This is a genomic window from Orlajensenia flava, assembly GCF_004801905.1.
GTDB classification, from domain to species: Bacteria; Actinomycetota; Actinomycetes; order Actinomycetales; family Microbacteriaceae; genus Orlajensenia; species Orlajensenia flava.
This window is the reverse complement of sequence record NZ_SSSN01000002.1, coordinates 241,206-263,078: the sequence shown is the minus strand read 5'-3', so window position 1 is coordinate 263,078 and position 21,873 is coordinate 241,206. Positions and strand designations below refer to the sequence as shown.

The window sequence follows — 21,873 nt, the reverse complement described above, 5'->3', positions numbered from 1 at the left end:
GGTCAGGTCGCCTCGGTGTCGAACGGCGTCGTCGCAGACGCCGGTGCCGCGGCGGGTGAAGACGTGGCGGACGGCGGCGCAGCGGGTGACGACGCAGCGGTCGACGCGCCGGCCGTACCCGCCGGGTCCGCACGGCTCACGGATGCGGTCGCGGCCGCACCGGCGACCGCCGACCCCGACCGCGAGATGGTCGGGGCGGCGGGCTCGTCATCGAGCAGGGCCTCACGGATGATCCGCCGCGGGTCGTACTGCCGGGGGTCGAGCTTCTTCCAGTCGACGTCGTCGAAGTCCGGCCCCATCTCGTCGCGCATGCGATCCTTGGCGCCGTTGGCCATGTCCCGCAGTTGACGTACGAGGCGGCCGAGTTGCGCCGCATAGTGCGGCAGTCGCTCCGGCCCGAGCAGGAAGACGGCGATGACCCCGATGATGAGGAGCTTCTCGAAGGTCAGGCCGAACATGCCATCAGGATAACCCGCGGCGAGGCGGCGACCTCCCGCTCAGGGACGCCTCTAGGCTGAAGACGCCCATCCACACAGGAGCCCGAGTGTCTGACAGAGATCTGAACTGGAAATACGTTGACGACGCGGTCGTCGAGCCCGAATCGATCGTCAAGGCGCGTCAGCAGTCGCTCGAACTCGGCATCGAGCCCGTCTCCCCGGCGGTTGGTGCGCAGATCGCCGTGGTCGCTGCCGCGAGCGGCGCGGCGTCGATCGTCGAGATCGGCACCGGCGTGGGGGTGTCGGGTCTGTGGCTGCTAGCGGGCGCGACCGGCGCGACGCTCACGTCGATCGACTCGGAGGTCGATCACCAGCAGCACGCCCGCACGCTCTTCACCGAGGCCGGGATCGCGCCCAACCGCGTCCGCCTCATCGCCGGCGGCGCGGGTGACGTCCTGCCGCGCATGAACGAGGACTCGTACGACATCGTCCTGGTCGACGCCGACCCCGCATCCGTCATCGAATACGTCGAGCACGGCCTCCGTCTCGTGCGACCGGGCGGCACCGTGCTCGTCCCGCACGCACTCTGGCGGGGACGCGTGGCGGACCCGGCGCAGCGCGACGACGTTGCCAGCGACTTCCGCTCCCTCGTCACCGAGATCGCATCATCGCCCGCTGTGGTGTCTGCGATCTCGCCGGCCGGAGACGGCCTGCTGCAGATCGCCAAACTGCGCGGTTAGCCACGCTGCTCGGCGGTTCACAGACGACGATGCCCGGAATCTCTCGACCCCGGGCATCGGTGGCGCTCGTGCGCTAGGCCGGCGCGACGACCTTCGCCAGCGCGTCGTGGAGCTCCTTGGCTTCAGCGTCGTTGACCGAGACGACGAGGCGTCCGCCACCTTCGAGCGGAACCCGCACGATGATGAGCCGACCCTCCTTCACAGCCTCCATAGGCCCGTCACCGGTCCGTGGCTTCATCGCCGCCATTGAGTTCCCCTTTCGTGGCTTTTCGCGTTCCCATTATCTCCCGCTGCCCGGTCATTCCCGAAATCGAGCGACCGCGCACCGGCGCGATCACGCGTCACGGCGGGCTCCAGTCCGCTCCGTCGACGCCCCAGGCGATGAGCAGCCATCCCCACTGCAGGGCGACCGCGAGAACCACCAGGGCGATCCGGTACACCCGTGAACGCGGTTGCGCCAACGCGCCGAGCATGGGGAACATCGGCATCAGCAGCCGGAAGGTGCTGGACTGCGGGAAGAAGACGGCGAGCAGGTAGAGCCCGTAGGAGGCCAGCCAGAAGCGGATGTCGACCCCCAGTCGCCGAACCGCCGGAAGGAAGAGCACCGCGACGAACGCGACGATCAGCAGCACCACGATGATGATCGCCGCGACCCACTTGCCGGTCTCGGGAGCGCCGGGAGCCAACGCGAACACGATCCACCAGTGCGCGCCCTGGAACCAGGCGGTGAACGGAACCAGGTCGACGTAGCCGATGTAGGGCATCCGCCATGCCAGCTCGGTATCGGTGTAGGCACTCATGTCGCCCGTCGCGACCCAGGCGATGAGCGGCCAGGCCAGCCCCGCCAGCAGGCTGAACACCATTGCGCCGGCGGCCTCGAGCATCTGCCGGGGAGGGAACGGATGACGCCGACGCCGGACCCAGCGGTAGAGCACGTGCAACCCGATCGCGAGCGCGAACGCCAGCCCGCTCGGGCGCGTGAACGCCATCAGCCCGATCACGGGTAGCAGCAGCACGTAGCGGTGCTCGTCGAGCAAGAGGAGGGCGAGCGTCAGCAGGAACAGGTACATCGACTCCGCGTAGGCGACCTGCATCATCGGCGAGAGCGGCGCGAAGCAGAACAGCGTCACCGCGAACAGCGCCGACGACGTGTCGATGTGCCGGATGAGCAGTCGATAGAACAGCAGGGCTGTTCCGAGCCCGAACGCGATTGAGACGAACACGGCGACGGGCGACCACGGCTGGTTCGAGACGAGCATGAGCACGCGCACCAGGAACGGGTAGCCGGGCATGAACGCCCAAGCGTTCTCGCCCACGTGGCCATCGGCGGTCATGGGCAGCTGGGCTGGGTACCCGGCGACGGCGACGATGTCGTACCAGCGCCCGTCCCAGATGCTCGCGAAGTCGAGGTAGGCCGGGTGGTCGCCGGTCCAGGGATTGGCGCCCTGAACGCTCGCCAGCACCAGCATCAACGCAGTGGTGACCACCCGGGAGACGGCGAAGACGATGACGATGCGCAACCACCGCGGCAGCAGCCGCCAGCGGGCGGCCATCCGCACCGGCACCAGACGCGCATCCCGTCGCCGGCGCAGGGGCGGCGCGGTCAGGAGGTCGTCAGCCATGCCCGCAGCGCACGCTCGACATCGGTGATCTGGCTCACGAGCACGCGCTCGTCATCCGCGTGGGCCTTCAGCGGGTCGCCGGGCCCGAAGTTGACGGCGGGGATGCCCAGGGCGCTGAAGCGGGCGACATCCGTCCAGCCGTACTTCGGCTTGGCCTCAGCGCCGACGGCCGCGACGAATGCCTGCGCGAGCGGGGCGTCGAGACCCGGGCGGGCACCCTCTGCCTGGTCCACGACGACGACATCGTAGTCGGAGAAGAGCGCGCGAACCCGATCGGCGGCCTCGGCGGCGCTCTGGTCGGGAGCGAACCGGTAATTGAGCACGAGTGTCGCCGCATCCGGAACGACGTTGCCGGCCACTCCGCCAGATACGGTGACGGCGTTCAGCCCCTCCCGATAGGCCAGCCCATCGACTTCCACCGTCCGCGGCTCGTACGCAGCGAGCCGGGTGAGCGCATCACCGAGCTTGTGGATCGCGTTCTCGCCCACCCAGGAGCGCGCGGAATGCGCCCGCAGCCCGCTCGTGCGCAGTTCGAGCCGCATCGTGCCGTTGCAGCCGCCCTCGACTCCCCCGTTCGACGGCTCCCCCAGGATGGCGAAGTCGCCAGCCAGCAGGTCCGGGTGGTTCCGAGCGAGGCGGCCGAGGCCGTTGAGCTCGGCGTCGACCTCCTCGTTGTCATAGAAGATCCACGTCACGTCGACGGGCGGGTCATCCAACTCGGCGGCGAGCACGAGGGCGACCGCGACTCCGGCCTTCATGTCGACGGTGCCGCGCCCCCAGAGGTACTCGTCACCCTCGACGTCCTCGACGCGGGTGGGCAGGTTGTCGTTGATGGGAACGGTGTCGATGTGCCCGGCGATGATCACGCGCTGAGCCCGGCCGAGCATCGTGCGGGCCACGATGGCGTCGCCGTCCCGCGTGACGTCGAGATGCGGGTGGCGAAGCAGCACCGTCTCGATCGCGTCGGCGAGCACCGCCTCATCACCCGAGACCGAGGGGAGGTCGCAGAGGCTCCGGGTGAGCGCGACGGAACCGGCGGAGAGGTCGAGCGCGGGCGGCACGGGCATTGGGCCATTCTATTCAGCGCGTCCGGCATCGCCGTCACGCGCGGCGGCCGCCGCTACCCTTGCAGAATGCCCTCGCCTGCACCCACGACCGCTGAACCCACGACGGCTGACCGCTCGGCCTGGGGCCACGGTCTCGCCACTCGCGCGGCCGACGGAACGGTGCTCGACGTCTGGTTCCCGGCTCCGACACTGGGACCAGTCCCCGCCGAGGCATCCGTTCCGGACGAGCTGGCCGCATCCGCCGTGCCCGACCAGCGCAGGGAGGTCGACCTCGAGGTCGTCACCGTGACGGTCGACCTCGATGCCGCACCGGCCAGCACGGCGGATGTCTACCTGCGCCTGCACCTGCTCTCGCACCTCCTCGTCGCTCCCAACACCCTCAACCTCGACGGCATCTTCGCCCACCTCCCGGCCGTGGTGTGGACCACAGCCGGCGCGATGCACCCCGACGACTACGCCCGGCTCCGTATCCGCCTTCAGCGCGCCGGCATCTCCGCGACGGGACTGGACAAGTTCCCCCGCCTGATCGACTACGTCGTGCCGGATCGAGTGCGCATCGCCGACGCGTCACGCGTGCGACTCGGCGCCCACCTGGCACCGGGAACGACCGTGATGCACGAGGGATTCGTGAACTACAACGCCGGCACGCTGGGCACGTCGATGGTCGAGGGCCGCATCTCGCAGGGCGTCGTGGTGGGTGACGGCTCCGACATCGGCGGCGGAGCGTCCATCATGGGCACCCTCTCGGGCGGCGGAACGCAGCGCGTGAGCATCGGCGCGCGCGCGCTGCTCGGCGCCAACTCGGGAATCGGCATCTCGATCGGTGACGACTCCGTCGTCGAGGCCGGTCTCTACGTGACGGCGGGCACCAAGGTGCTCATCGTCGGCGGAGCGGATGCCGGAGCGAGCGTCAAGGCCGCCGCCCTTTCCGGCGTGCCGGGTCTCCTCTTCCGGCGTAACTCCGTCACGGGCGCCGTCGAGGTGCTGGAGCGTTCCGGTCACGGCATCGCGCTCAACACCGCCCTGCACGCCTGAGCGCGGAGCGGCGCCGCGTCCGGTAGCCTGCCGAGACCGGACAGCTGATTCACAAGTCCACAGCACAGCCGCATTCACGAAGGAGTGACGTGGGAACCGACACCCCTCGTACGAGCAGGCATCGCGGCATCAGGTTCCTCATCGGGGCGCTGGTCACCGTGCTCGTCCTCGGTGTCGTGGCGGCAGGACTCGGCGTCTGGACCGTCCAGCGCTCGTTCCCGACGCTCTCCGGCCGGGTCGTGATCGCCGGTCTCCACCACGACGTCAGCGTCTACCGGGATTCGGCCGGCATCCCCCAGATCGTCGCGGACAATCCCAAGGACCTCTTCATGGCCCAGGGGTACGTGCACGCACAGGACCGGTTCTGGGAGATGGACTTCCGTCGGCATGTGACGGCGGGCCGGCTGTCGGAGCTCTTCGGCGCCAGCCAGGTTCCGACCGACACCTTCATCCGCACGCTCGGCTGGCGAGCCGTCGCCGAGAAGGAGGTCAAGCTCCTCGACCCCGAGACCCTGTCGTTCTACCAGGCGTACGCCGACGGTGTGAACGCCTACCTCGCCGCCCATCAGGGCGCCGACCTGTCGCTCGAGTACGCCGTCCTGGGCATCCAGACGCCCGGTTACAAGCCCGAGAAGTGGACGCCGGCCGACTCGGTCGCGTGGTTGAAGGCGATGGCGTGGGACCTCCGCAGCAACCTCGACGACGAGATCGACCGGGCGCTGCTCTCCACGAAGCTCACGCCGGAGCAGGTCGCGCAACTCCACCCCGACTATCCCTTCGCCTCGCACCCCACCATCATCGGCGGCCCGGCGCCGGCCGCGACCGCTGCCACCTCCGTCGAGCCGCTCGGCGAAGCCGCATCCGTCGCCGCTGCCGCGCCACTGACACGACTGAAGGCGGCCCTCGACGACGTACCGGCGCTCATGGGACCGGCGGGCAGCGACATCGGATCCAACTCCTGGGTCGTGTCGGGCTCGCTCACCGACACCGGAAAACCTCTCCTCGCCAACGACCCGCACCTCGGGGCGGTGATGCCCTCCATCTGGTACCAAGCGGGCCTGCACTGCCTGAAGGTCACCGCAGAGTGCCCGTTCGACGTGAGTGGCTACACCTTCTCGGGTCTGCCGGGCGTGATCATCGGGCACAACGACCGCGTCGCGTGGGGCTTCACCAACCTGGGGCCCGACGTCGCCGACCTCTACCTCGAGAAGGTGAAAGGCACCTCCTACGAGATGGATGGCGTGCAGGTGCCGCTGACCTCCCATACGGAGAAGATCAAGGTCGCAGGGGGTGCACCCGTCACCATCACCATCCGGGCGACCGAGCACGGGCCGATCGTGAGCGACATCAGCGACGCGTTCGGCACCATCACGCACGACTATCCGACCAAGGCCGGCTATCCGGATGGCGACTACGCGCTCAGCCTGCAGTGGACGGCGCTGACGCCGGGCCGAACGGCATCCGCCATCTTCGCCATGGACAGGGCGACGAACTGGGATCAGTTCCGCGCGGCCGCCTCGCTCTTCGAGGTCCCGTCGCAAAACCTGCTCTATTCCGACGTCGACGGCAACATCGGCTACCAGGCGCCCGGCCTCATCCCCATCCGACGCTCGGGCGATGGCACCGCCGTGAACCCGGGATGGACGTCGGCGTCGGGCTGGTCGGGCTACGTCCCCTTCAGCGCGCTTCCCTCGGTGTTCAACCCGCCGAGCGGCTACATCGTCACGGCCAACAACGCGGCGGCGCCCGCGGACTTCCCTGCATTCATCACGAGGGACTGGGACCTCGGCTACCGGGCGCAGCAGATCACCACCCGCATCCAGGCCCAGATCGCCTCGGGTGAGAAGTTCACGGTGAAGACGATGGCATCCATCCAGGCCGACGACGTCGACGCCAACGCGGCCCAGCTGGCACCCGTGCTGGCCGATCTGAAACTCAGCGGGGACGCGGCAAAAGGGGTTGCGCTCCTGAAGAAGTGGGACGATCGCGACGGCGTCGACAGCGCCGCGGCCGCCTACTTCCAGATGACGTGGCGGCAATTGCTGGTGGCGATGTTCGGCGACAAGCTGCCCGACGGCACTCGACCGGCCGGAGGCGATCGCTGGTTCAGTGTCGTCGGCACCCTGCTCGGCCAGCCCGATTCGCCGTGGTGGACCAACAAGAAGATCGGCGTCAGCGGTCGTGACGAGATGCTCGCCTACGCCGCGAAGAAGGCCTGGGAAGAGGGCACGGATGCCATGGGCGGCGATCCATCCAAGTGGCGGTGGGGCTCGCTGCACACCCTCGAGCTGACCAATGCCAGCTTCGGCGAGTCGGGCGTCCCGCCGCTGGAGTGGCTGTTCAACCGGGGACCGTACGAACTGCCCGGCAGTACGTCGGTGGTCGACGCCCTCGGATGGGACGCCACCGAGGACAGCTACGACGTGCACTGGGTTCCGTCGATGCGCCAGGTGATCAGCCTGGCCGACTTCGACCAGTCGACCTGGATCAACCTCTCCGGCGAGTCGGGGCACGCATTCCACCCGAACTACGCCGACCAGACCACGCTCTGGCAGCAGAACCAGACGCGCCCGTGGCCCTTCACGCCGAAGGCCTACCAGAAGGCGGCGAAGGACACCCTCGTGCTGAAGGCGAACCACGACTGATCAGCTGACGTCAGCGGAACTGTCGAGAGCGGTGCTTCCGCCGATCTTCCGTGAGCTGTCGAAAGAAGGCGTTCGACTCAGGCAACCAGGTCGACCCGACGGCGGCAGCGGTGATGAGGTCCTCGAGGTAGATGAACGGGTTCTGCTGGAAGAACATCGTCAGGAGGCCCAAGACGGCGAACACGCTCAGGAGCACGCGCACCCAGTTGAGCCCGCGCCACAGTAGGAGACTCAGGACGATCTGCACGCCCACCACGACGAGGCCCAAGGCCCACGCCGCCACCCGGCCGCCGATCGCCTCCGCGGTTGTGACGTGGAGCGTGCGCCCGTTGTGGACGAAGGAGTGCACCGCCGTGGCGAGGTAGGCGTTCCAGTCCACTGTCAGGACGTCGAAGAGAATGCGGATGCCGGCGACGGCCGCAAGGGCGACGAGCACCCAGACGGCGACGCGGACAGTGCGCGGAACATCGCGGGTGACCGTGAACCGCTCCCGAGGGATGCTCGTGAGTCGAACCGGGCGCAGAATTCGTTCGGCCATGACGAGATGTTATCGGTGGCCGGGCGTCAGTCCGCGCCGCACGACCTGCTCCAGATCGCGACCGTGCTCTCCAGCTGGGAGTAGCGATGCTCCTTCACCTCGCCGGTCGGCCGATACCCGGCCGAACGCGCGAAAGGCTCCGCATCCGTTGCGACTGTGGCGACGATCGGCATGCGCATCGTCCGGATCCCGCGCTGATGCATCTCACGCATGACGGCGTCGTGCAGACGGGTGCCGAATCCCTCACGTCGCGCAGCGGGAGCCACCATGACCAGGCCGATCGTGGCCGTGAGGTCGTCGGGGTAGCCCTCGACCGTGTCGATGAACGCCGTCAGAGCGCCGTCCAGCCACAACCCATGACCATGCTTGTGGTCCTCGGTCACGGTCTCCGGCCGCGAGATGAGTGCGCTCAGGGCGTCGGACGGGCCGGGCGGATATCCCGTGACCCGCTCCGAGTAGCCCGGGTCGAGCTCCAGCAACCTCTGGAGGGCGTCGACGTCGTCACCACCGAGCGGCCGGATCTCGACGTCCACGGAGGCGACTAGCGGTCGGCGGGCCAGTCGCGCTGCGGCGAGCCGACGTACAGCTGCTGCGGGCGGCCGATCTTGGTCTGCGGGTCGTTGTTCATCTCGCGCCAGTGGGCGATCCAGCCGGGCAGCCGGCCGATCGCGAACAGCACCGTGAACATGCGCGTCGGGAAGCCCATCGCCTTGTAGATGACGCCGGTGTAGAAGTCGACGTTCGGGTACAGCCTGCGCTCCTTGAAGTAGTCGTCCTCGAGCGCGATCTGCTCGAGCTCCTTCGCCAGATCGAGCAGCGGGTCGTGCACGCCCAGCAGCTCCAGCACCTCGTCGGCGCTCTCCTTGACGAGCTTGGCGCGCGGGTCGTAGTTCTTGTAGACGCGGTGCCCGAAGCCCATGAGCTTCACACCGTCCTCCTTGTTCTTGACGCGCTCGACGAAGCGGGCGACGCCCTCACCCGAGTCGCGGATGCCGGCGAGCATCTCGAGCACGGCCTCGTTCGCCCCGCCGTGCAGCGGGCCATACAGAGCGTTGATGCCGGCGGAGATGGAGGCGTACAGGTTCGCCCCCGTCGAGCCGACCAGCCGCACGGTGGACGTGGAGGCGTTCTGCTCGTGGTCCTCGTGCAGGATGAGCAGGCGCTCGAGAGCCTTCGAGAGCACCGGGTCGATCTGGTAGATCTCCGCGAGGTTCCCGAAGTTGAGCTTCAGGAAGTTGTCGACGAACGACAGCGAGTTGTCGGGGTAGAGGAATGCCTGGCCGACCGACTTCTTGTGGGCGTACGCCGCGATGACCGGCAGCTTCGCCAGCAGACGGATGGTCGTGAGCTCGACCTGTTCGGCATCCTTCGGGTCGGATGAGTCCTCATAGTACGTCGACAACGCCGACACCGCGCTCGAGAGCACCGACATGGGGTGCGCGGTGTGCGGCAACGCCGAGAAGAATCGCTTGAGGTCCTCGTGCAGCAGCGTGTGGCGACGGATCTTCTCGTCGAACTCGGCGAGCTCATCGGCCGTCGGCAGCTCGCCGTAGATCAGGAGCCAGGCCGTCTCGAGGTAGCTGGCGTTGGCCGCGACCTGCTCGATGGGGTAGCCGCGGTAGCGCAGGATGCCGGCGTCGCCGTCGATGTAGGTGATCGCCGATCGCGTGGCCGAGGTGTTGACGAATCCGTAGTCCAGCCCGGTGAGACCGGTCTGCTTGGTCAGGCTCGACAGATCGAGGCTCGACGCTCCGTCCACACTCGGGAGGATGGGGAATTCGGCCCGGCCGCCCGGAAACTCGAGCTGCGCCTTCTGTCCTGCGGCCTGATCCTCGTTGCCCACTACGCCTCCTGAGCTGTGTCGGTGGATGGGGCCGACCACAGCTCGCTGTGACGAGTCTGGGAGATCCCCCGATACAGCCTAATCGGCAGGGTGGCCAACCGCCGCATCGGCCAACGCTTCGCACCTTCGGTTGTCGGAAGCGCCCAACATCGACGGAGATCAGGCACGGATGCGGTCACGCGGTGAGTCGCTCGGCCGCCGCCGCGATGCGCTCGTCCGTCGCGGTGAGCGAGAACCGGACGTGCTCGGGGTAGGCGTCCCCGTAGAAGTGACCCGGCCCGGCGACGATGCCGAGGCTGGCCAGCCGGTCGATGCTGTCCCAGGCGTCGCGGCCCTCGGTCGCCCAGATGTAAAGGCCCGCCCGGCTCTGGTCGATGCGGAATCCGGCGGCCTCGACGGCCGGGAGCAGGATGTCGCGTCGCACTCGGTAGAGCTCCTTCTGTTCGGCCACGTGCACGTCGTCTCCGAGGGCGACGACCATGGCCGCCTGCAGCGGGGCGGGGAGCATGAGACCGGCGTGCTTGCGCACGGTGGTGATGCGGCCGATGAGGGTGGCGCATCCGGCGACGAAGGCCGCTCGATACCCGGCCATGTTGGACTGCTTGCTGAGCGAGTAGACCGCCAGCGTGTTCGAGCGATCGCCCTCGATCACGCGCGGATCGAGGATGCTCGGGATCTGCTCGGTGTTCCACGGCTCGTCCCAGCCCAGTTCGGCGTAGCACTCGTCGCTCACGATGGTCGCCCCGAGCTGCAGCGCGCGGGCTCGCGCGGCGCGCAACTCGTCGATCGATAGCACCCGACCATCGGGGTTACCCGGACTGTTCAGCCAGATCAGCCGGGTGCGCTCCGGCCAGGCCGCCGGCTCGTCGGAGCCGAACGCGGTGGCACCGGCCAGGGCGGCGCCGATGGCGTAGGTCGGATAGGCGGCCAGCGGATGAACGACCACATCGCCCTCGCCGAGGCCGAGCATGAACGGCAGCAGAGCCACCAGCTCCTTGGAGCCAATGGTCGGCAGCACGTTCGCCTCCGTCAGCCCCGTGACGCCTCGGCGTCTCTGGAACCAGTCGATGATGGCCTGCCGCAGCGCCGGCGTGCCGATGGTCGCCGGGTAGGCATGCGCATCCGTCGCCTCCGACAGCGCTTCACGGATGATGTCGGGAGTCGCGTCGACCGGAGAGCCGATCGACAGGTCGACGATGCCGCCCGGGTGCCGACGAGCACGCTCGATGTACGGCTCCATCCGGTCCCAGGGGTAGTCCGGAAGCGGCTTCAGCACGACGCCCTAATGAGCCTGGGGAGGCAGGACGGAGATGACGGGGTGGTCCTTGGCGATGACGCCGACCTTGGCCGCGCCCCCCGGGGAGCCGATGTCGTCGAAGAACTCGACGTTGGCCTTGTAGTAGTCGGCCCACTGCTCGGGCAGGTCGTCCTCGTAGTAGATCGCCTCGACGGGGCAGACCGGCTCGCAGGCGCCGCAGTCGACGCACTCGTCGGGGTGGATGTAGAGCGATCGCTCCCCTTCGTAGATGCAGTCGACGGGGCACTCGTCGATGCACGCACGGTCCTTCACGTCCACGCACGGCAGAGCGATGACATAGGTCACAGTTGACGATTCCCTTCCGGAGGCCTGTCGGCCAGTTTACGCGTGCTGCCGGGCCGGGTGCTGCTGCGGCAACCTCGGCCAGGCGATGGTGAGAGCAGCCACGGCGGCCGTGCCGATGATCCAGACCAGCCCCGAGACGCCGTTGGGCACCAGGACCGATCCGCCGACGCTCCTGAGTGAGAGGAGGACGATGACGCCGAGAAGTCCGACGGCGCATGCTCCCACGACCAGGCGGTCGTCGACCACCAGACGCAGCCCGACGAGAAGGGCTGTTGCGCCGATCAGGGCGACGATGAGCCCCCACGGCAGGTCCACGCCCCCGACGGCAACGGTCGACTGGTGCGCGACGGTCCCGACCGCTCCATACGCGGCGCCGATCACGAACCCGAGCGCGATGCGGCCGACGCGCGAACCGAAACTCGACTGCTCCGCCATGATCCCCCCTCCCCGGACCGAGGGATCGCCTCGCCTGAGAGGAAGTCTAGGTCTTCGCCGTGAACCGTCGCGGCGCGACTGGACACTGCGACAAGCGCGGGTTAGAGTCGAATTCGCTTAGGTTAGCCTTACCAATTCACGCCGCTCCATCGGAAAGACCCATGCTCGCCAACTACCTGATCGGCCTGCGCGAAGGCCTCGAAGCCGGCCTCGTGGTCGGCATCCTCGTCGCCTACCTCCGCAAGGTGGATCGTCGCGACGTGCTCCCCCGCCTGTGGATCGGCATCGGCGCGGCCATCCTCGTCTCGCTGGGAGTCGGCGCCATCCTCACGTGGGGCCCCTACGGCTTGAGCTTCCAGGCTCAGGAGATCCTTGGCGGCTCGCTCTCGATCGTCGCGGTGGCCATGGTCACGTGGATGATCTTCTGGATGGCACGCAACGCCCGCAGCCTCAAGCACGACCTGCACTCCAAGCTCGACGCCGCCCTTGCCGGCGCCGCATCGGGAATCGTGCTGCTCGGCCTGCTCAGCGTGGGTCGGGAGGGTATCGAGACGGCGCTGTTCGTCTGGGCCACCGTCGCATCCAGCGGCAACGCGCTCACCGGTTCGCTCGGCGCACTGCTGGGCATCCTGACCTCCGTGGTGATCTCCTTCCTCATCTACCGCGGATTCGTGCGCATCAACCTCTCCCGGTTCTTCACCTGGACCGGCGCGTTCCTCATCCTCGTCGCGGCCGGCGTGTTCGCCTACGGCATCGGCGACCTGCAGGAGGGCGGCGTCATCCCCGGGCTGGGTCACGCCGCGTACAGCCTGGCGGGGGCCATCCCTCCCACGAGCTGGTACGGCGCTGTGCTCGGCGGCGTGTTCAACTTCACGGCGGAGCCCACGTGGGCTCAGGTGGGGGCATGGTTCGCTTACCTGATCGTGGTCGGAACACTGTTCCTCCGCCAGGTGATCGGCAAGGCGCCCGCGAAGGCCGGCCCCACCGCGCCTGCCGCATCCGTGCCGTCGCCTTCGGTCACCAAGGCACCCCCTCTCGTCCAGCACTCGGCCTGAAACCGTTCCGCCCACCTTCCAACACAGCACCCCCAGGAGTACCCGCATGCCCCGCAGACTCGTCACCGGTTTCATCGCAGCCGGAGTCGTAGCCGTCGCCCTCACCGGCTGCGTGCCGAACAAGGCCGGCGCCGGCGCCGGCGCCGTGAACGTCGCGATCACCGATGACACCTGCGCGGTGGCCGAGAAGACGACTGCGACGGGCGCGGTGTCGTTCAGCATCACCAACAAGGGCAGTGACACCAACGAATTCGAGATCTATGCATCGGACAAGCTCCGCATCGTCGGCGAGAAGGAGAACATCACGCCCGGGCAGACGGTGACGTACGTCGCCCAGCTCGAGCCGGGGAGCTACTACACGGCCTGCAAGTTCCAGCAGGTGGGCGGCCCCGTCGGTCTGGCCGCATTCCAGGTCACCGGCGCTGCGACCGAGCTCACCAGCGACGCGAAGAAGCTCAGCGATGTCGCCGTCACGAACTACATCTCCTACATCAAGTCGCAGGTCGGCGAATTGGTGCCCGCCGTCGCCGCATTCTCGGCCGCGTACGCCGCTGGTGACGACGAGAAGGCCCGTTCGCTGTTCGCCTCGACCCGCGCCTTCTACGAGCGCATCGAGCCGACCGCCGAGGCCTTCGGCGATCTCGACCCGAAGCTGGACTACCGCGAGGTCGACGCCGTGGCCGAGGGCCTGGACTGGACCGGGTTCCACCGCATCGAGAAGGACCTGTGGCCGCCGGCTCCCGGCGCCCTCAACTCAGACGGAACGAGTGCCTTCCTGGACTGGGCGCCGTCCACACCCGCGCAGCGCCAGAGCTTCGCGGCCGGCCTCGTGGGCGACACCGCGAAGCTTCAGGAACTCGTGAGTGCCAAGGACTTCACCGTCAGCCTCGCCGACATCTCGAACGGTTCGATCGGGCTGCTCGACGAGGTGGCGTCCGGCAAGATCAGCGGGGAGGAGGACTGGTGGTCGGGCACCGACCTCACCGACTTCGCGGCCAATGTGCAGGGCGCGGATGTCGCCTACGGCAACGTCCGCGACATCGCGCTCACGAAGGGTGAGAAGGGCAAGAAGCTCACCGCGAGCATCGACGCCGAGTTCTCAGCACTGAACGGCCTGCTCGCACAGTACGGCAGCATCGACGCCGGATTCACCGACTACGGCCAGGTCACCGACGCCCAGAAGAAGGCGCTCTCCGACCAGGTCAACGCACTCTCGGAGCCGCTCTCACAGCTGACCGCGCTCGTTCTCGGGGCATGATCGAAGGGTGAGAACCGATCCAGCCTCGACGGATCAGCCGGGTATCCCCCCGACTGATCCGTCGGGCGCGACCGCGACGGCGGCCGAGGACGCGAAGGCGCCGCACGGGGTGTCGCGACGAGGCTTGCTCGGACTCATCGGTGCGGGCGCGGCCGGTCTCGCCGTCGGCGGAGGCACGGGCGCGGCGATCGGCGCGAACGCGGCATCGGCCTCCTCCCAGCGCAATGCCGTCTATCCGTTTCACGGCGCGCACCAGGCGGGCATCACGACGCCGGTCCAGGACAGGCTGCACTTCGCGTCCTTCGATCTCGCGGACAGCCTGACGCGCGATGACCTCGTCCAGCTCCTCAAGGACTGGACTGCGGCAGCGGCCAAGATGACCGCCGGCCAGCCCGTGGGCGAGACGGGCGCCGTCGACGGTCCCGAGGTCGCTCCCCCCGAGGACACCGGCGAAGCGCTCGACCTCCCGGCCGCAGGCCTCACCATCACCTTCGGGTTCGGTCCCACGCTGTTCCAGACGACGGATGGCCGCGACCGATTCGGCCTGGCCTCTCGACGCCCTGCGGCCCTGGCGGTGCTCCCCCGCTTCTCGGGCGACAACCTGAGCCCCGAGATCAGTGGAGGCGACATCGCCATCCAGGCCTGCGCCGACGACCCGCAGGTCGCGGTGCACGCCATCCGCAACCTGAGCCGCATCGCCTTCGGGCGCGCGTCCATCCGCTGGTCGCAACTGGGCTTCGGGCGCACCTCGTCCACGTCGACGTCGCAGTTGACCGCCCGCAACCTGATGGGGTTCAAGGACGGCACGGCCAACATCAAGGCGGAGGATCCGAAGGTCGTCGACGCGCAGGTCTGGGCCGACGGTGATCCGTCGTGGATGGCCGGTGGCAGCTATCTCGTGACCCGCAAGATTCGCATGATCATCGAGACGTGGGACCGCGCCCAGCTTCAGGAGCAGGAGCGGGTGATCGGACGAAACAAGGGCGCCGGGGCACCGCTGTCCGGCGGCGCGGAGTTCACCGCCCCCGACTTCTCGGCCACCGGCGCGACCGGCAAGCCGCTGATCGACAAGGCCGCGCACGTGCGCCTCGCGCATCCCGACCAGAACAAGGGAACGCAACTGCTGCGACGCGGCTACAACTACGTCGACGGAAACGACCAGCTCGGCCGCCTGGACGCGGGCCTGTTCTTCATCTCCTACCAGCGCGATCCGCAACAGTTCATCGACATCCAGCGCTCGCTGGCGACGGATGCCCTGAAGGAGTACATCCGTCACGTCGGGTCAGCCGTGTTCGCCGTGCCGCCGGGAGCGAAGGCGGGCGGTTTCATCGGGCAGCAGCTGTTCGCCTGAGCCCTAGGTTCGCCTGAGGTCCTAGCGCGTGACGGGGGTGACCGTGTAGATCACTCCGTCCTTGGTGCCGGCCACGACGACCGCGTAATTCGCGTTCTTCATCGCGAGCGCGCCCACGTCACCCGCCTGCCCCGACGCGGCGTCTGCTGTGACGAAGCCCGCCTTCTCGAGGGAGTCCTTGGCGGCGGCGAGCGGATCGTCCGCCGTCGCGTCGATCGTCACGACCCAGGCCTTGCCCTCATCGCCCTGACCGCCGGCGCCGAAGAGGATCTTGCCATCGATCACCGGCACGTCGCTCGGCCAGCCCTTCGGCAGTGATCCGCCGACGCTGACATGGCCGCCCGATGCCTTGTCGACGAGGTCCTGCACGGAGCACCCGGCCAGCACCGGCGTCAGCGCGAGCGCGACCACCAGTGCGGGCACCGCCATCCGTCGCCGGATCGTGTTCATGCTCGCCTCCCCGATCGAATGGGTCCAGCGTACGCTGCCGTGCTCTCGCCGGAGCGCGGAGACGTCAGGACTGGTTCTGCTTCTTCAGACGCGAGGTGGAACGCGCGCGCGACTGCTGGTCGAGGTCGACCTTGCGGATGCGCACGGCGGTCGGCGTCACCTCGACGCACTCGTCCTCGCGGGCGAACTCGAGGCACTCCTCGAGGGTCAGCTGACGAGAGGGCGTCATCGACTCGAAGTTGTCTGCGGTCGACTGACGCATGTTGGTCAGCTTCTTCTCCTTGGTGATGTTGACGTCCATGTCGTCGGCGCGGGAATTCTCGCCGATGACCATGCCCTCGTACACCTCCTCGGTCGGCTGCACGAAGAAGGTCATGCGCTCCTGGAGCGCGATGATGGCGAACGGCGTCACCACGCCGGAGCGGTCGGCGACGATCGAGCCGTTGGTGCGGGTGACGATCTCGCCCGCCCAGTCGTCGTAGCCGTGCGAGATGGCGTTGGCGATGCCAGTGCCGCGCGTGATGGTGAGGAAGTCGGTTCGGAAGCCGATGAGGCCGCGCGACGGGACGATGAACTCCATGCGGACCCATCCGGTGCCGTGGTTGGCCATGTTCTCCATGCGGCCCTTGCGCGAGGCCATCAGCTGCGTGATGGCACCGAGGTACTCCTCGGGAGCGTCGATGGTGAGGTGCTCGAAAGGCTCCTGCAGCTTGCCGTCGATGCGCTTGGTGACCACCTGCGGCTTGCCGACGGTGAGCTCGTAGCCCTCGCGACGCATCTGCTCGACCAGGATGGCGAGGGCCAACTCGCCGCGGCCCTGCACCTCCCAGGCGTCGGGGCGTCCGATGTCGACGATCTTGAGAGAGACGTTTCCGACCAGCTCGCGGTCCAGACGGTCCTTGACCATGCGGGCGGTCAGCTTGTGGCCCTTGACCTTGCCGACCAGCGGCGAGGTGTTGGTGCCGATGGTCATCGAGATCGCGGGGTCGTCGACATGGATCTGCGGCAGCGGCCGCACGTCCTCGGGGTCGGCGAGGGTCTCGCCGATGGTGATGTCCTCGAATCCGGCGACGGCGACGATGTCACCGGGGCCGGCGCTCTCGGCGGGGTAACGCTCGAGTGCGCGGGTCTTCAGCAGCTCGGTGATGCGGACGTTCTTGACCTGGCCGTCGTGCCGGACCCAAGCGACGGTCTCGCCCTTCTTGAGCGTGCCGTTGAAGACGCGCAGCAGGGCGAGACGGCCGAGGAACGGCGACGCGTCGAGGTTCGTGACCCAGGCCTGGAGGGGCGCGTCGTCGTCGTACTGCGGTGCGGGGATGTGCTCGAGGATGGCACCGAAGAGCGGCTCGAGGTCGGCGTTGTCCGGCAGGGTTCCGTTGGCGGGCTTGTTGAGGCTCGCGGCTCCATTGCGACCGGAGGCGTACACGACGGGCACGTCGAGCAGGGCGTCGATGTCGAGGTCGGGGACGTCGTCGTGGAGGTCGGATGCGAGGCCGAGCAGGAGGTCCTGGCTCTCGCCGACGACCTCGTCGATGCGGGCGTCCGGGCGGTCTGTTTTGTTGACCAGCAGGATGACGGGCAGCTTGGCCTCGAGTGCCTTACGGAGCACGAAGCGCGTCTGCGGCAGCGGGCCCTCGGATGCGTCCACGAGAAGCACGACGCCGTCGACCATGGACAGGCCGCGCTCGACCTCTCCACCGAAGTCGGCGTGGCCGGGGGTGTCGATGACGTTGATCGTGATGGGGCCGCTCGTGGCGTGCTCGCCGGCGTACGTGATCGCCGTGTTCTTGGCGAGGATCGTGATGCCCTTCTCGCGCTCGAGCTCGTTGGAGTCCATGGCGCGCTCGTCGACGTGTGCGTGCTCGCCGAACGAGTGGGTCTGGGTGAGCATGGCGTCGACGAGGGTGGTCTTGCCGTGGTCGACGTGCGCCACGATGGCGACGTTGCGGAGGTCTGCGCGCGTGGCGATGGCCATGGATCTGAGTTCCTTTGCTGTGGCTACGGCATCCGTGTGATGCCCGAACGCGCAGGCATCATGGGCGGCGCGAAAGAAGGGTGGCCGGGTGCAGAACGCACCCGACCACCCAGTGTACCGCGTCCGTCAGCTGGCGAGCTCGATGCTCGCCCCGGGGATGGCGTCGAGCAGGTCGCGCGTGTACTGCTCCTTGGGGTTGTCGAACACCTCGTCGGTCGGCGCCGCCTCGACGATCTTGCCCTTCTGCATGACGCAGACGTTGTCCGCGATCACCCGGACGACCGCGAGGTCGTGCGTGATGAACAGGTAGGTGAGATCGAGCTCGGCCTGCAGGTCGGCGAGCAGGCGCAGGATCTGGGCCTGCACGAGCACGTCGAGAGCCGACACGGCCTCGTCGAGGATGACGATCTCCGGCTTGAGCGCGAGCGCCCGCGCAATGGCGATGCGCTGACGCTGGCCACCCGACAACTCGTTGGGGTACCGCGTGACAAGGGTGCTGGGGAGCGAGACCTGGTCGAGCAGCTCGAGTACACGGGCACGACGGGTCGCCCGGGTTCCCACTCCGTGGACCTGCAGCGGCTCCCCGATGGTGTTGCCGATGTTGCGCAACGGGTTGAGCGAACCGTACGGGTCCTGGAAGACGGGCTGCATCCTGCTGCGCAGGTTGAACAGCTCCTTACCGGTCGTGGAGGCGAGATCCTTGCCTCCGACGAGGATCTTGCCGCTCGTGACGTCCTCGAGCTTCAGCAGCATCTTGGCCACGGTCGACTTGCCGGATCCGGACTCGCCGACCAGCGCGGTCGTCGTGCCCCGGGCGATCTGGAAGCTGATGCTGTCGACGGCGGTGAAGTTGCCTGATCCGCGGATCTTGAAGACCTTGGTGAGGTCCTCCACCACGATGGCGGGCTCCTTGTGCGACGCGGCCTCGACCGCCTCAGCGCGAGCCTCCGCCGTGGACAGCAGGTCGATGACCTCGGCGGCGGAGTCGTCGGCGTGATCGACCTCGATCTCCTGCTGCTCGTTGTGGACGGATGCCTGGATGCGGCGCGAGGCCAGGCTCGGCGCGGCCGCCACGAGTCGCTGCGTGTAGGGATGCTGCGGGTTCTGCAGGATCTCCACCGACGAGCCGGATTCGACGACCCGGCCCTTGTACATCACCACGAGCTGCTCGGCGCGCTCCGCCGCGAGGCCGAGGTCGTGCGTGATGAACAGCAGCGTGGTGCCGAGGTCCCGCGTGAGCGACTCGAGGTGGTCGAGGATCACCCGCTGCACGGTCACGTCGAGCGCCGAGGTGGGCTCGTCGGCGATGAGCAGCTTCGGGTTGGCCGCGAGACCCATGCCGATGAGCACGCGCTGGCGCATACCGCCCGAGAACTGGTGCGGGAACTGCTTCATGCGGCGGTCGGCGTCGCCGAGGCCCGCCTCCTTGAGCACCTCGATGGCGCGAGCCTTCACGGCCTTGCGACCCGACGCGATCCCGTTGGCCTTGATGGCCTCCTCGACCTGGAACCCGATCGACCAGACCGGGTTGAGGTTGGACATCGGGTCCTGGGGCACGAAACCGATTCCGGTGCCGCGAACCTCCTCCATCTCCCTCTCGGACTTGGCGGTCAGGTCGACGCCGTCGAGCAGGATCTGCCCACCGGTGATCTTTCCGCTGCCGGGAAGCAGCTTGATGATGGCGTGGGCCGTTGTCGACTTGCCGGAGCCCGACTCGCCCACGATCGCGAGCGACTGCCCGCGGTAGAGGGTGATGTTGACGCCGTCGACGGCCTTGACCACGCCGTTCTGGGTGGTGAAGCCGACCTGCAGGTCTTTGACCTCGAGGATGGGACGCTCATCGTCTGCGGTGCGTCCGATGGTCACGGTGGGGGTGCTCAACGCTGTGCCCTCGCCTTCGGGTCGAGGGCGTCGCGGATGACCTCGCCCATCATGATGAAGCTCAGAACCGTGATCGACAGGGCGATCGACGGGTAGATGAGCGTCATCGGGTTGGTACGGAGATCGGTCTGCGCCTGGCTGATGTCGTTACCCCACGACATGACGGAAGACGGCAGACCCACCCCGAGGAACGAGAGCGAGGCCTCGGCGACGATCGCGGCGGCGAGCGAGATCGTCGTGACGACGATGACCGGCGCGATCGAGTTGGGCAGCACGTGACGCACCAGGATGCGGAACCGTGAGACACCGAGAGCCGTGGACGCCATCACGAAGTCGGAGTTCTTCACCCGGAGTATCTCGGCTCGAAGCACGCGCGCCGTGGATGGCCATGCGAAGATGCCGATCGCCAGGGCGAGGACGATCACGTTCCGGTACTGGGACAGGACGCTCATGATGACGACGGCGGCGAGGATGTAGGGGATCGAGAAGAAGATGTCGCCGAGGCGCGAGAGCACGCTGTCGATCCATCCGCCGTAGAACCCCGCGAATGCACCGAAGACGATTCCGAGCACGGCCACGAGGATCGTCACGAGGATGCCCACCGACAGCGACGTCGACGTGCCGTAGACGATGCGAGCGAAAACGTCGCAACCCTGCTTGGTGAATCCCAGAGGATGGCCGGCCGTCGGGCCGCCGTTGCTGTTCTGCAGGTAGCAGTTGTTGTTGGGGGCTGCCGCGGTGAACAGGGACGGGAAGATCGCGACCAGGACCACGAGCACGATCAGGACGGCCGAGATCCAGAACATCGGACGCTTGCGCATGTCGCGCCACGCGTCGATCCAGAGATTCGACGGCTTCTCGTCGACCTTGACCGAGTCGATCGCGACGAGAGGGGTCTCCTCGACAGGCGCGACGAAGTGGGGCAGGTTCGTTGTCTTACTTGGCATAGCGGATCCTCGGGTCGAGAACGGCGTAGAACAGATCCACCAGAATGTTCACCACGAGGTAGATCAGGACCATGACGGTGACGAACGACACGACGGTCGGTCCCTCACCGCGGATGATGGCCTGGTAGAGGGTGCGACCGACGCCCGGCACGTTGAAGATTCCCTCGGTGATCGTGGCACCGACCATCAGGGTCCCGAAGTCGACGGCGAGGTAGGTGACCACGGGGATCAGCGAGTTGCGCAGGATGTGCACCGGAACGATTCGGCGACGGCTGAGACCCTTCGAGGCAGCGGTGCGCACGAAGTCCTGTCCGCTCGTGTCGATGACGGACGACCGTGTCAGTCTCGAGATCTGGGCGAACGAGATGGTCGCCAGCACCAGCGCTGGCATGATCAGGTCCTGGATGGGCGCTCCGAAGCCGACCGTCGTTCGGAACCACCCCAGCTGAACGCCGAAGACGAGTTGGAAGACGAAGGCGATCACGAAGATCGGCAGCGAGATGAGCACCAGGCTGACCAGGAGCGCGCTCGAGTCGAACAGCTTGCCCTTGCGGAGACCGCTGATGAGGCCGACGGTGATGCCGGCGACCATCTCGAAGAAGATCGCCAGTGCGGCCAGGCGCAGGGTGACCGGGAAGGTCTTGGCGAGGATTTCCGCTACCGGCTGGCCCGAGAACGAGACGCCGAGATCGCCGCGGAAGATGCCGCCGAGGAAGATGAAGTACTGGACGATGAACGGCTGGTCGAGGTGATACCGCTCACGCAGCTGGGCGACGACGGCCGGGTTGGGGGTCTTGTCTCCGAACAGGGCGATGATCGGATCGCCCGGCATGGCGAAGACCATGAAATAGATGAGGAACGTTGTTCCCAGGAAGACGGGGACCGCCTGAAGAATGCGGCGGACGATGTAGCCGGCCATGGATCAGGCCCCGCTTAAGGGGGTAGGTGACATGAATGGAACCTAACTGTCTATCAAGCTCGACCGAACCAG

21 protein-coding genes are annotated in these 21,873 nt (G+C 67.7%); 6 read left to right on the top strand and 15 right to left on the bottom strand.

Features of this window, described 5'->3' with window-relative positions; translation table 11 throughout:
• Positions 1 to 2: 2 nt before the first annotated feature.
• Positions 3 to 458 (bottom strand): twin-arginine translocase TatA/TatE family subunit, encoded by a 456-nt coding sequence (locus E6C70_RS01660; protein ID WP_136421608.1) that lies wholly within the window; start codon positions 456 to 458, stop codon positions 3 to 5.
• Positions 459 to 544: 86 nt separating this feature from the next.
• On the opposite strand from E6C70_RS01660, the gene E6C70_RS01655 reads away from it, so the two are divergent.
• The gene (locus E6C70_RS01655) at positions 545 to 1,177 is read left to right on the top strand and encodes an O-methyltransferase (RefSeq protein ID WP_136421606.1); all 633 of its coding nucleotides are present in this window, start codon (positions 545 to 547) and stop codon (positions 1,175 to 1,177) included.
• A gap of 73 nt (positions 1,178 to 1,250) precedes the next feature.
• Here E6C70_RS01655 and E6C70_RS01650 read toward each other — a convergent pair whose 3' ends face one another.
• The 3 genes from E6C70_RS01650 to dapE all read right to left on the bottom strand — a co-directional run bounded on the left by E6C70_RS01650 (position 1,251) and on the right by dapE (position 3,866).
• Positions 1,251 to 1,424, bottom strand: a complete 174-nt coding sequence (locus E6C70_RS01650) for a DUF3117 domain-containing protein (protein ID WP_136421604.1) — start codon at positions 1,422 to 1,424, stop codon at positions 1,251 to 1,253.
• Between the two features lie 94 nt (positions 1,425 to 1,518).
• Positions 1,519 to 2,799, bottom strand: a complete 1,281-nt coding sequence (locus E6C70_RS01645) for a hypothetical protein (RefSeq protein ID WP_136421602.1) — start codon at positions 2,797 to 2,799, stop codon at positions 1,519 to 1,521.
• Complete coding sequence (gene dapE / locus E6C70_RS01640; protein ID WP_136421600.1) at positions 2,781 to 3,866, bottom strand: succinyl-diaminopimelate desuccinylase; 1,086 nt, start codon at positions 3,864 to 3,866, stop codon at positions 2,781 to 2,783. Before dapE ends, E6C70_RS01645 begins: the two co-directional genes overlap by 19 nt.
• Before the next feature lie 66 nt (positions 3,867 to 3,932).
• On the opposite strand from dapE, the gene dapD reads away from it, so the two are divergent.
• Both dapD and E6C70_RS01630 read left to right on the top strand, forming a co-directional pair.
• The gene (dapD, locus tag E6C70_RS01635) at positions 3,933 to 4,901 is read left to right on the top strand and encodes a 2,3,4,5-tetrahydropyridine-2,6-dicarboxylate N-succinyltransferase (protein WP_136421598.1); all 969 of its coding nucleotides are present in this window, start codon (positions 3,933 to 3,935) and stop codon (positions 4,899 to 4,901) included.
• An 89-nt stretch (positions 4,902 to 4,990) separates the two neighbouring features.
• The gene (locus E6C70_RS01630; protein WP_136421596.1) at positions 4,991 to 7,546 is read left to right on the top strand and encodes a penicillin acylase family protein; all 2,556 of its coding nucleotides are present in this window, start codon (positions 4,991 to 4,993) and stop codon (positions 7,544 to 7,546) included.
• A gap of 10 nt (positions 7,547 to 7,556) precedes the next feature.
• Here E6C70_RS01630 and E6C70_RS01625 read toward each other — a convergent pair whose 3' ends face one another.
• The 6 genes from E6C70_RS01625 to E6C70_RS01600 form a co-directional block, all read right to left on the bottom strand.
• Positions 7,557 to 8,084, bottom strand: a complete 528-nt coding sequence (locus tag E6C70_RS01625; RefSeq protein WP_136421594.1) for a hypothetical protein — start codon at positions 8,082 to 8,084, stop codon at positions 7,557 to 7,559.
• A 26-nt stretch (positions 8,085 to 8,110) separates the two neighbouring features.
• Complete coding sequence (locus tag E6C70_RS01620; RefSeq protein ID WP_168770835.1) at positions 8,111 to 8,617, bottom strand: GNAT family N-acetyltransferase; 507 nt, start codon at positions 8,615 to 8,617, stop codon at positions 8,111 to 8,113.
• A gap of 8 nt (positions 8,618 to 8,625) precedes the next feature.
• Positions 8,626 to 9,927, bottom strand: coding sequence for a citrate synthase (locus E6C70_RS01615; RefSeq protein WP_136421590.1), 1,302 nt, complete (start codon positions 9,925 to 9,927; stop codon positions 8,626 to 8,628).
• Positions 9,928 to 10,102: 175 nt separating this feature from the next.
• Entirely contained in the window at positions 10,103 to 11,203 is a 1,101-nt protein-coding gene (gene dapC, locus E6C70_RS01610) for a succinyldiaminopimelate transaminase (RefSeq protein ID WP_328590794.1), read from the bottom strand.
• 6 nt (positions 11,204 to 11,209) lie between these two features.
• A complete protein-coding gene (gene fdxA / locus E6C70_RS01605; protein ID WP_047406336.1) occupies positions 11,210 to 11,530 on the bottom strand; it encodes a ferredoxin in 321 nt (106 codons plus the stop codon).
• 36 nt (positions 11,531 to 11,566) lie between these two features.
• A complete protein-coding gene (locus tag E6C70_RS01600; RefSeq protein ID WP_136421589.1) occupies positions 11,567 to 11,965 on the bottom strand; it encodes a DUF6113 family protein in 399 nt (132 codons plus the stop codon).
• A gap of 161 nt (positions 11,966 to 12,126) precedes the next feature.
• Here E6C70_RS01600 and efeU point away from each other — a divergent pair, with 161 nt between their 5' ends.
• The 3 genes from efeU to efeB are packed head-to-tail and all read left to right on the top strand — an operon-like array spanning position 12,127 to position 15,629.
• On the top strand, positions 12,127 to 13,020 hold the full coding sequence (gene efeU / locus E6C70_RS01595) for an iron uptake transporter permease EfeU (protein WP_136421586.1): 894 nt from the start codon (positions 12,127 to 12,129) through the stop codon (positions 13,018 to 13,020).
• 46 nt (positions 13,021 to 13,066) lie between these two features.
• Positions 13,067 to 14,278: an iron uptake system protein EfeO gene (gene efeO / locus E6C70_RS01590; RefSeq protein ID WP_136421585.1), complete on the top strand. Its 1,212-nt coding sequence runs from the start codon at positions 13,067 to 13,069 to the stop codon at positions 14,276 to 14,278.
• Between the two features lie 7 nt (positions 14,279 to 14,285).
• Entirely contained in the window at positions 14,286 to 15,629 is a 1,344-nt protein-coding gene (gene efeB, locus E6C70_RS01585) for an iron uptake transporter deferrochelatase/peroxidase subunit (protein WP_268895941.1), read from the top strand.
• A 21-nt stretch (positions 15,630 to 15,650) separates the two neighbouring features.
• Here the strand turns inward: efeB and E6C70_RS01580 are convergent, their stop codons facing one another.
• The 5 genes from E6C70_RS01580 to E6C70_RS01560 form a co-directional block, all read right to left on the bottom strand.
• Entirely contained in the window at positions 15,651 to 16,079 is a 429-nt protein-coding gene (locus tag E6C70_RS01580; RefSeq protein WP_136421583.1) for a hypothetical protein, read from the bottom strand.
• A gap of 64 nt (positions 16,080 to 16,143) precedes the next feature.
• Positions 16,144 to 18,054, bottom strand: coding sequence for a translational GTPase TypA (gene typA, locus E6C70_RS01575; protein ID WP_136421581.1), 1,911 nt, complete (start codon positions 18,052 to 18,054; stop codon positions 16,144 to 16,146).
• A 126-nt stretch (positions 18,055 to 18,180) separates the two neighbouring features.
• On the bottom strand, positions 18,181 to 19,935 hold the full coding sequence (locus tag E6C70_RS01570; protein ID WP_136421579.1) for a dipeptide ABC transporter ATP-binding protein: 1,755 nt from the start codon (positions 19,933 to 19,935) through the stop codon (positions 18,181 to 18,183).
• Positions 19,932 to 20,882 carry an ABC transporter permease gene (locus tag E6C70_RS01565; RefSeq protein ID WP_136421577.1) on the bottom strand — a complete coding sequence of 317 codons (951 nt, stop codon included), beginning with the start codon at positions 20,880 to 20,882 and terminating at the stop codon, positions 19,932 to 19,934. Before E6C70_RS01565 ends, E6C70_RS01570 begins: the two co-directional genes overlap by 4 nt.
• Positions 20,872 to 21,801, bottom strand: coding sequence for an ABC transporter permease (locus tag E6C70_RS01560; protein WP_136421575.1), 930 nt, complete (start codon positions 21,799 to 21,801; stop codon positions 20,872 to 20,874). Before E6C70_RS01560 ends, E6C70_RS01565 begins: the two co-directional genes overlap by 11 nt.
• Positions 21,802 to 21,873 lie beyond the last annotated feature (72 nt).

Bases quoted from the DNA above. Each gene is read 5' to 3' on its own strand.
- efeO (WP_136421585.1), top strand. From the start codon at position 13,067: ATGCCCCGCAGACTCGTCACCGGTTTCATCGCAGCCGGAGTCGTAGCC.
- E6C70_RS01645 (WP_136421602.1), bottom strand. From the start codon at position 2,799: ATGGCTGACGACCTCCTGACCGCGCCGCCCCTGCGCCGGCGACGGGAT.
- E6C70_RS01580 (WP_136421583.1), bottom strand. From the start codon at position 16,079: ATGAACACGATCCGGCGACGGATGGCGGTGCCCGCACTGGTGGTCGCG.
- E6C70_RS01600 (WP_136421589.1), bottom strand. From the start codon at position 11,965: ATGGCGGAGCAGTCGAGTTTCGGTTCGCGCGTCGGCCGCATCGCGCTC.
- E6C70_RS01660 (WP_136421608.1), bottom strand. From the start codon at position 458: ATGTTCGGCCTGACCTTCGAGAAGCTCCTCATCATCGGGGTCATCGCC.
- efeU (WP_136421586.1), top strand. From the start codon at position 12,127: ATGCTCGCCAACTACCTGATCGGCCTGCGCGAAGGCCTCGAAGCCGGC.
- E6C70_RS01565 (WP_136421577.1), bottom strand. From the start codon at position 20,882: ATGCCAAGTAAGACAACGAACCTGCCCCACTTCGTCGCGCCTGTCGAG.
- typA (WP_136421581.1), bottom strand. From the start codon at position 18,054: ATGGCCATCGCCACGCGCGCAGACCTCCGCAACGTCGCCATCGTGGCG.
- E6C70_RS01650 (WP_136421604.1), bottom strand. From the start codon at position 1,424: ATGGCGGCGATGAAGCCACGGACCGGTGACGGGCCTATGGAGGCTGTG.
- E6C70_RS01625 (WP_136421594.1), bottom strand. From the start codon at position 8,084: ATGGCCGAACGAATTCTGCGCCCGGTTCGACTCACGAGCATCCCTCGG.
- E6C70_RS01560 (WP_136421575.1), bottom strand. From the start codon at position 21,801: ATGGCCGGCTACATCGTCCGCCGCATTCTTCAGGCGGTCCCCGTCTTC.
- dapD (WP_136421598.1), top strand. From the start codon at position 3,933: ATGCCCTCGCCTGCACCCACGACCGCTGAACCCACGACGGCTGACCGC.
- dapE (WP_136421600.1), bottom strand. From the start codon at position 3,866: ATGCCCGTGCCGCCCGCGCTCGACCTCTCCGCCGGTTCCGTCGCGCTC.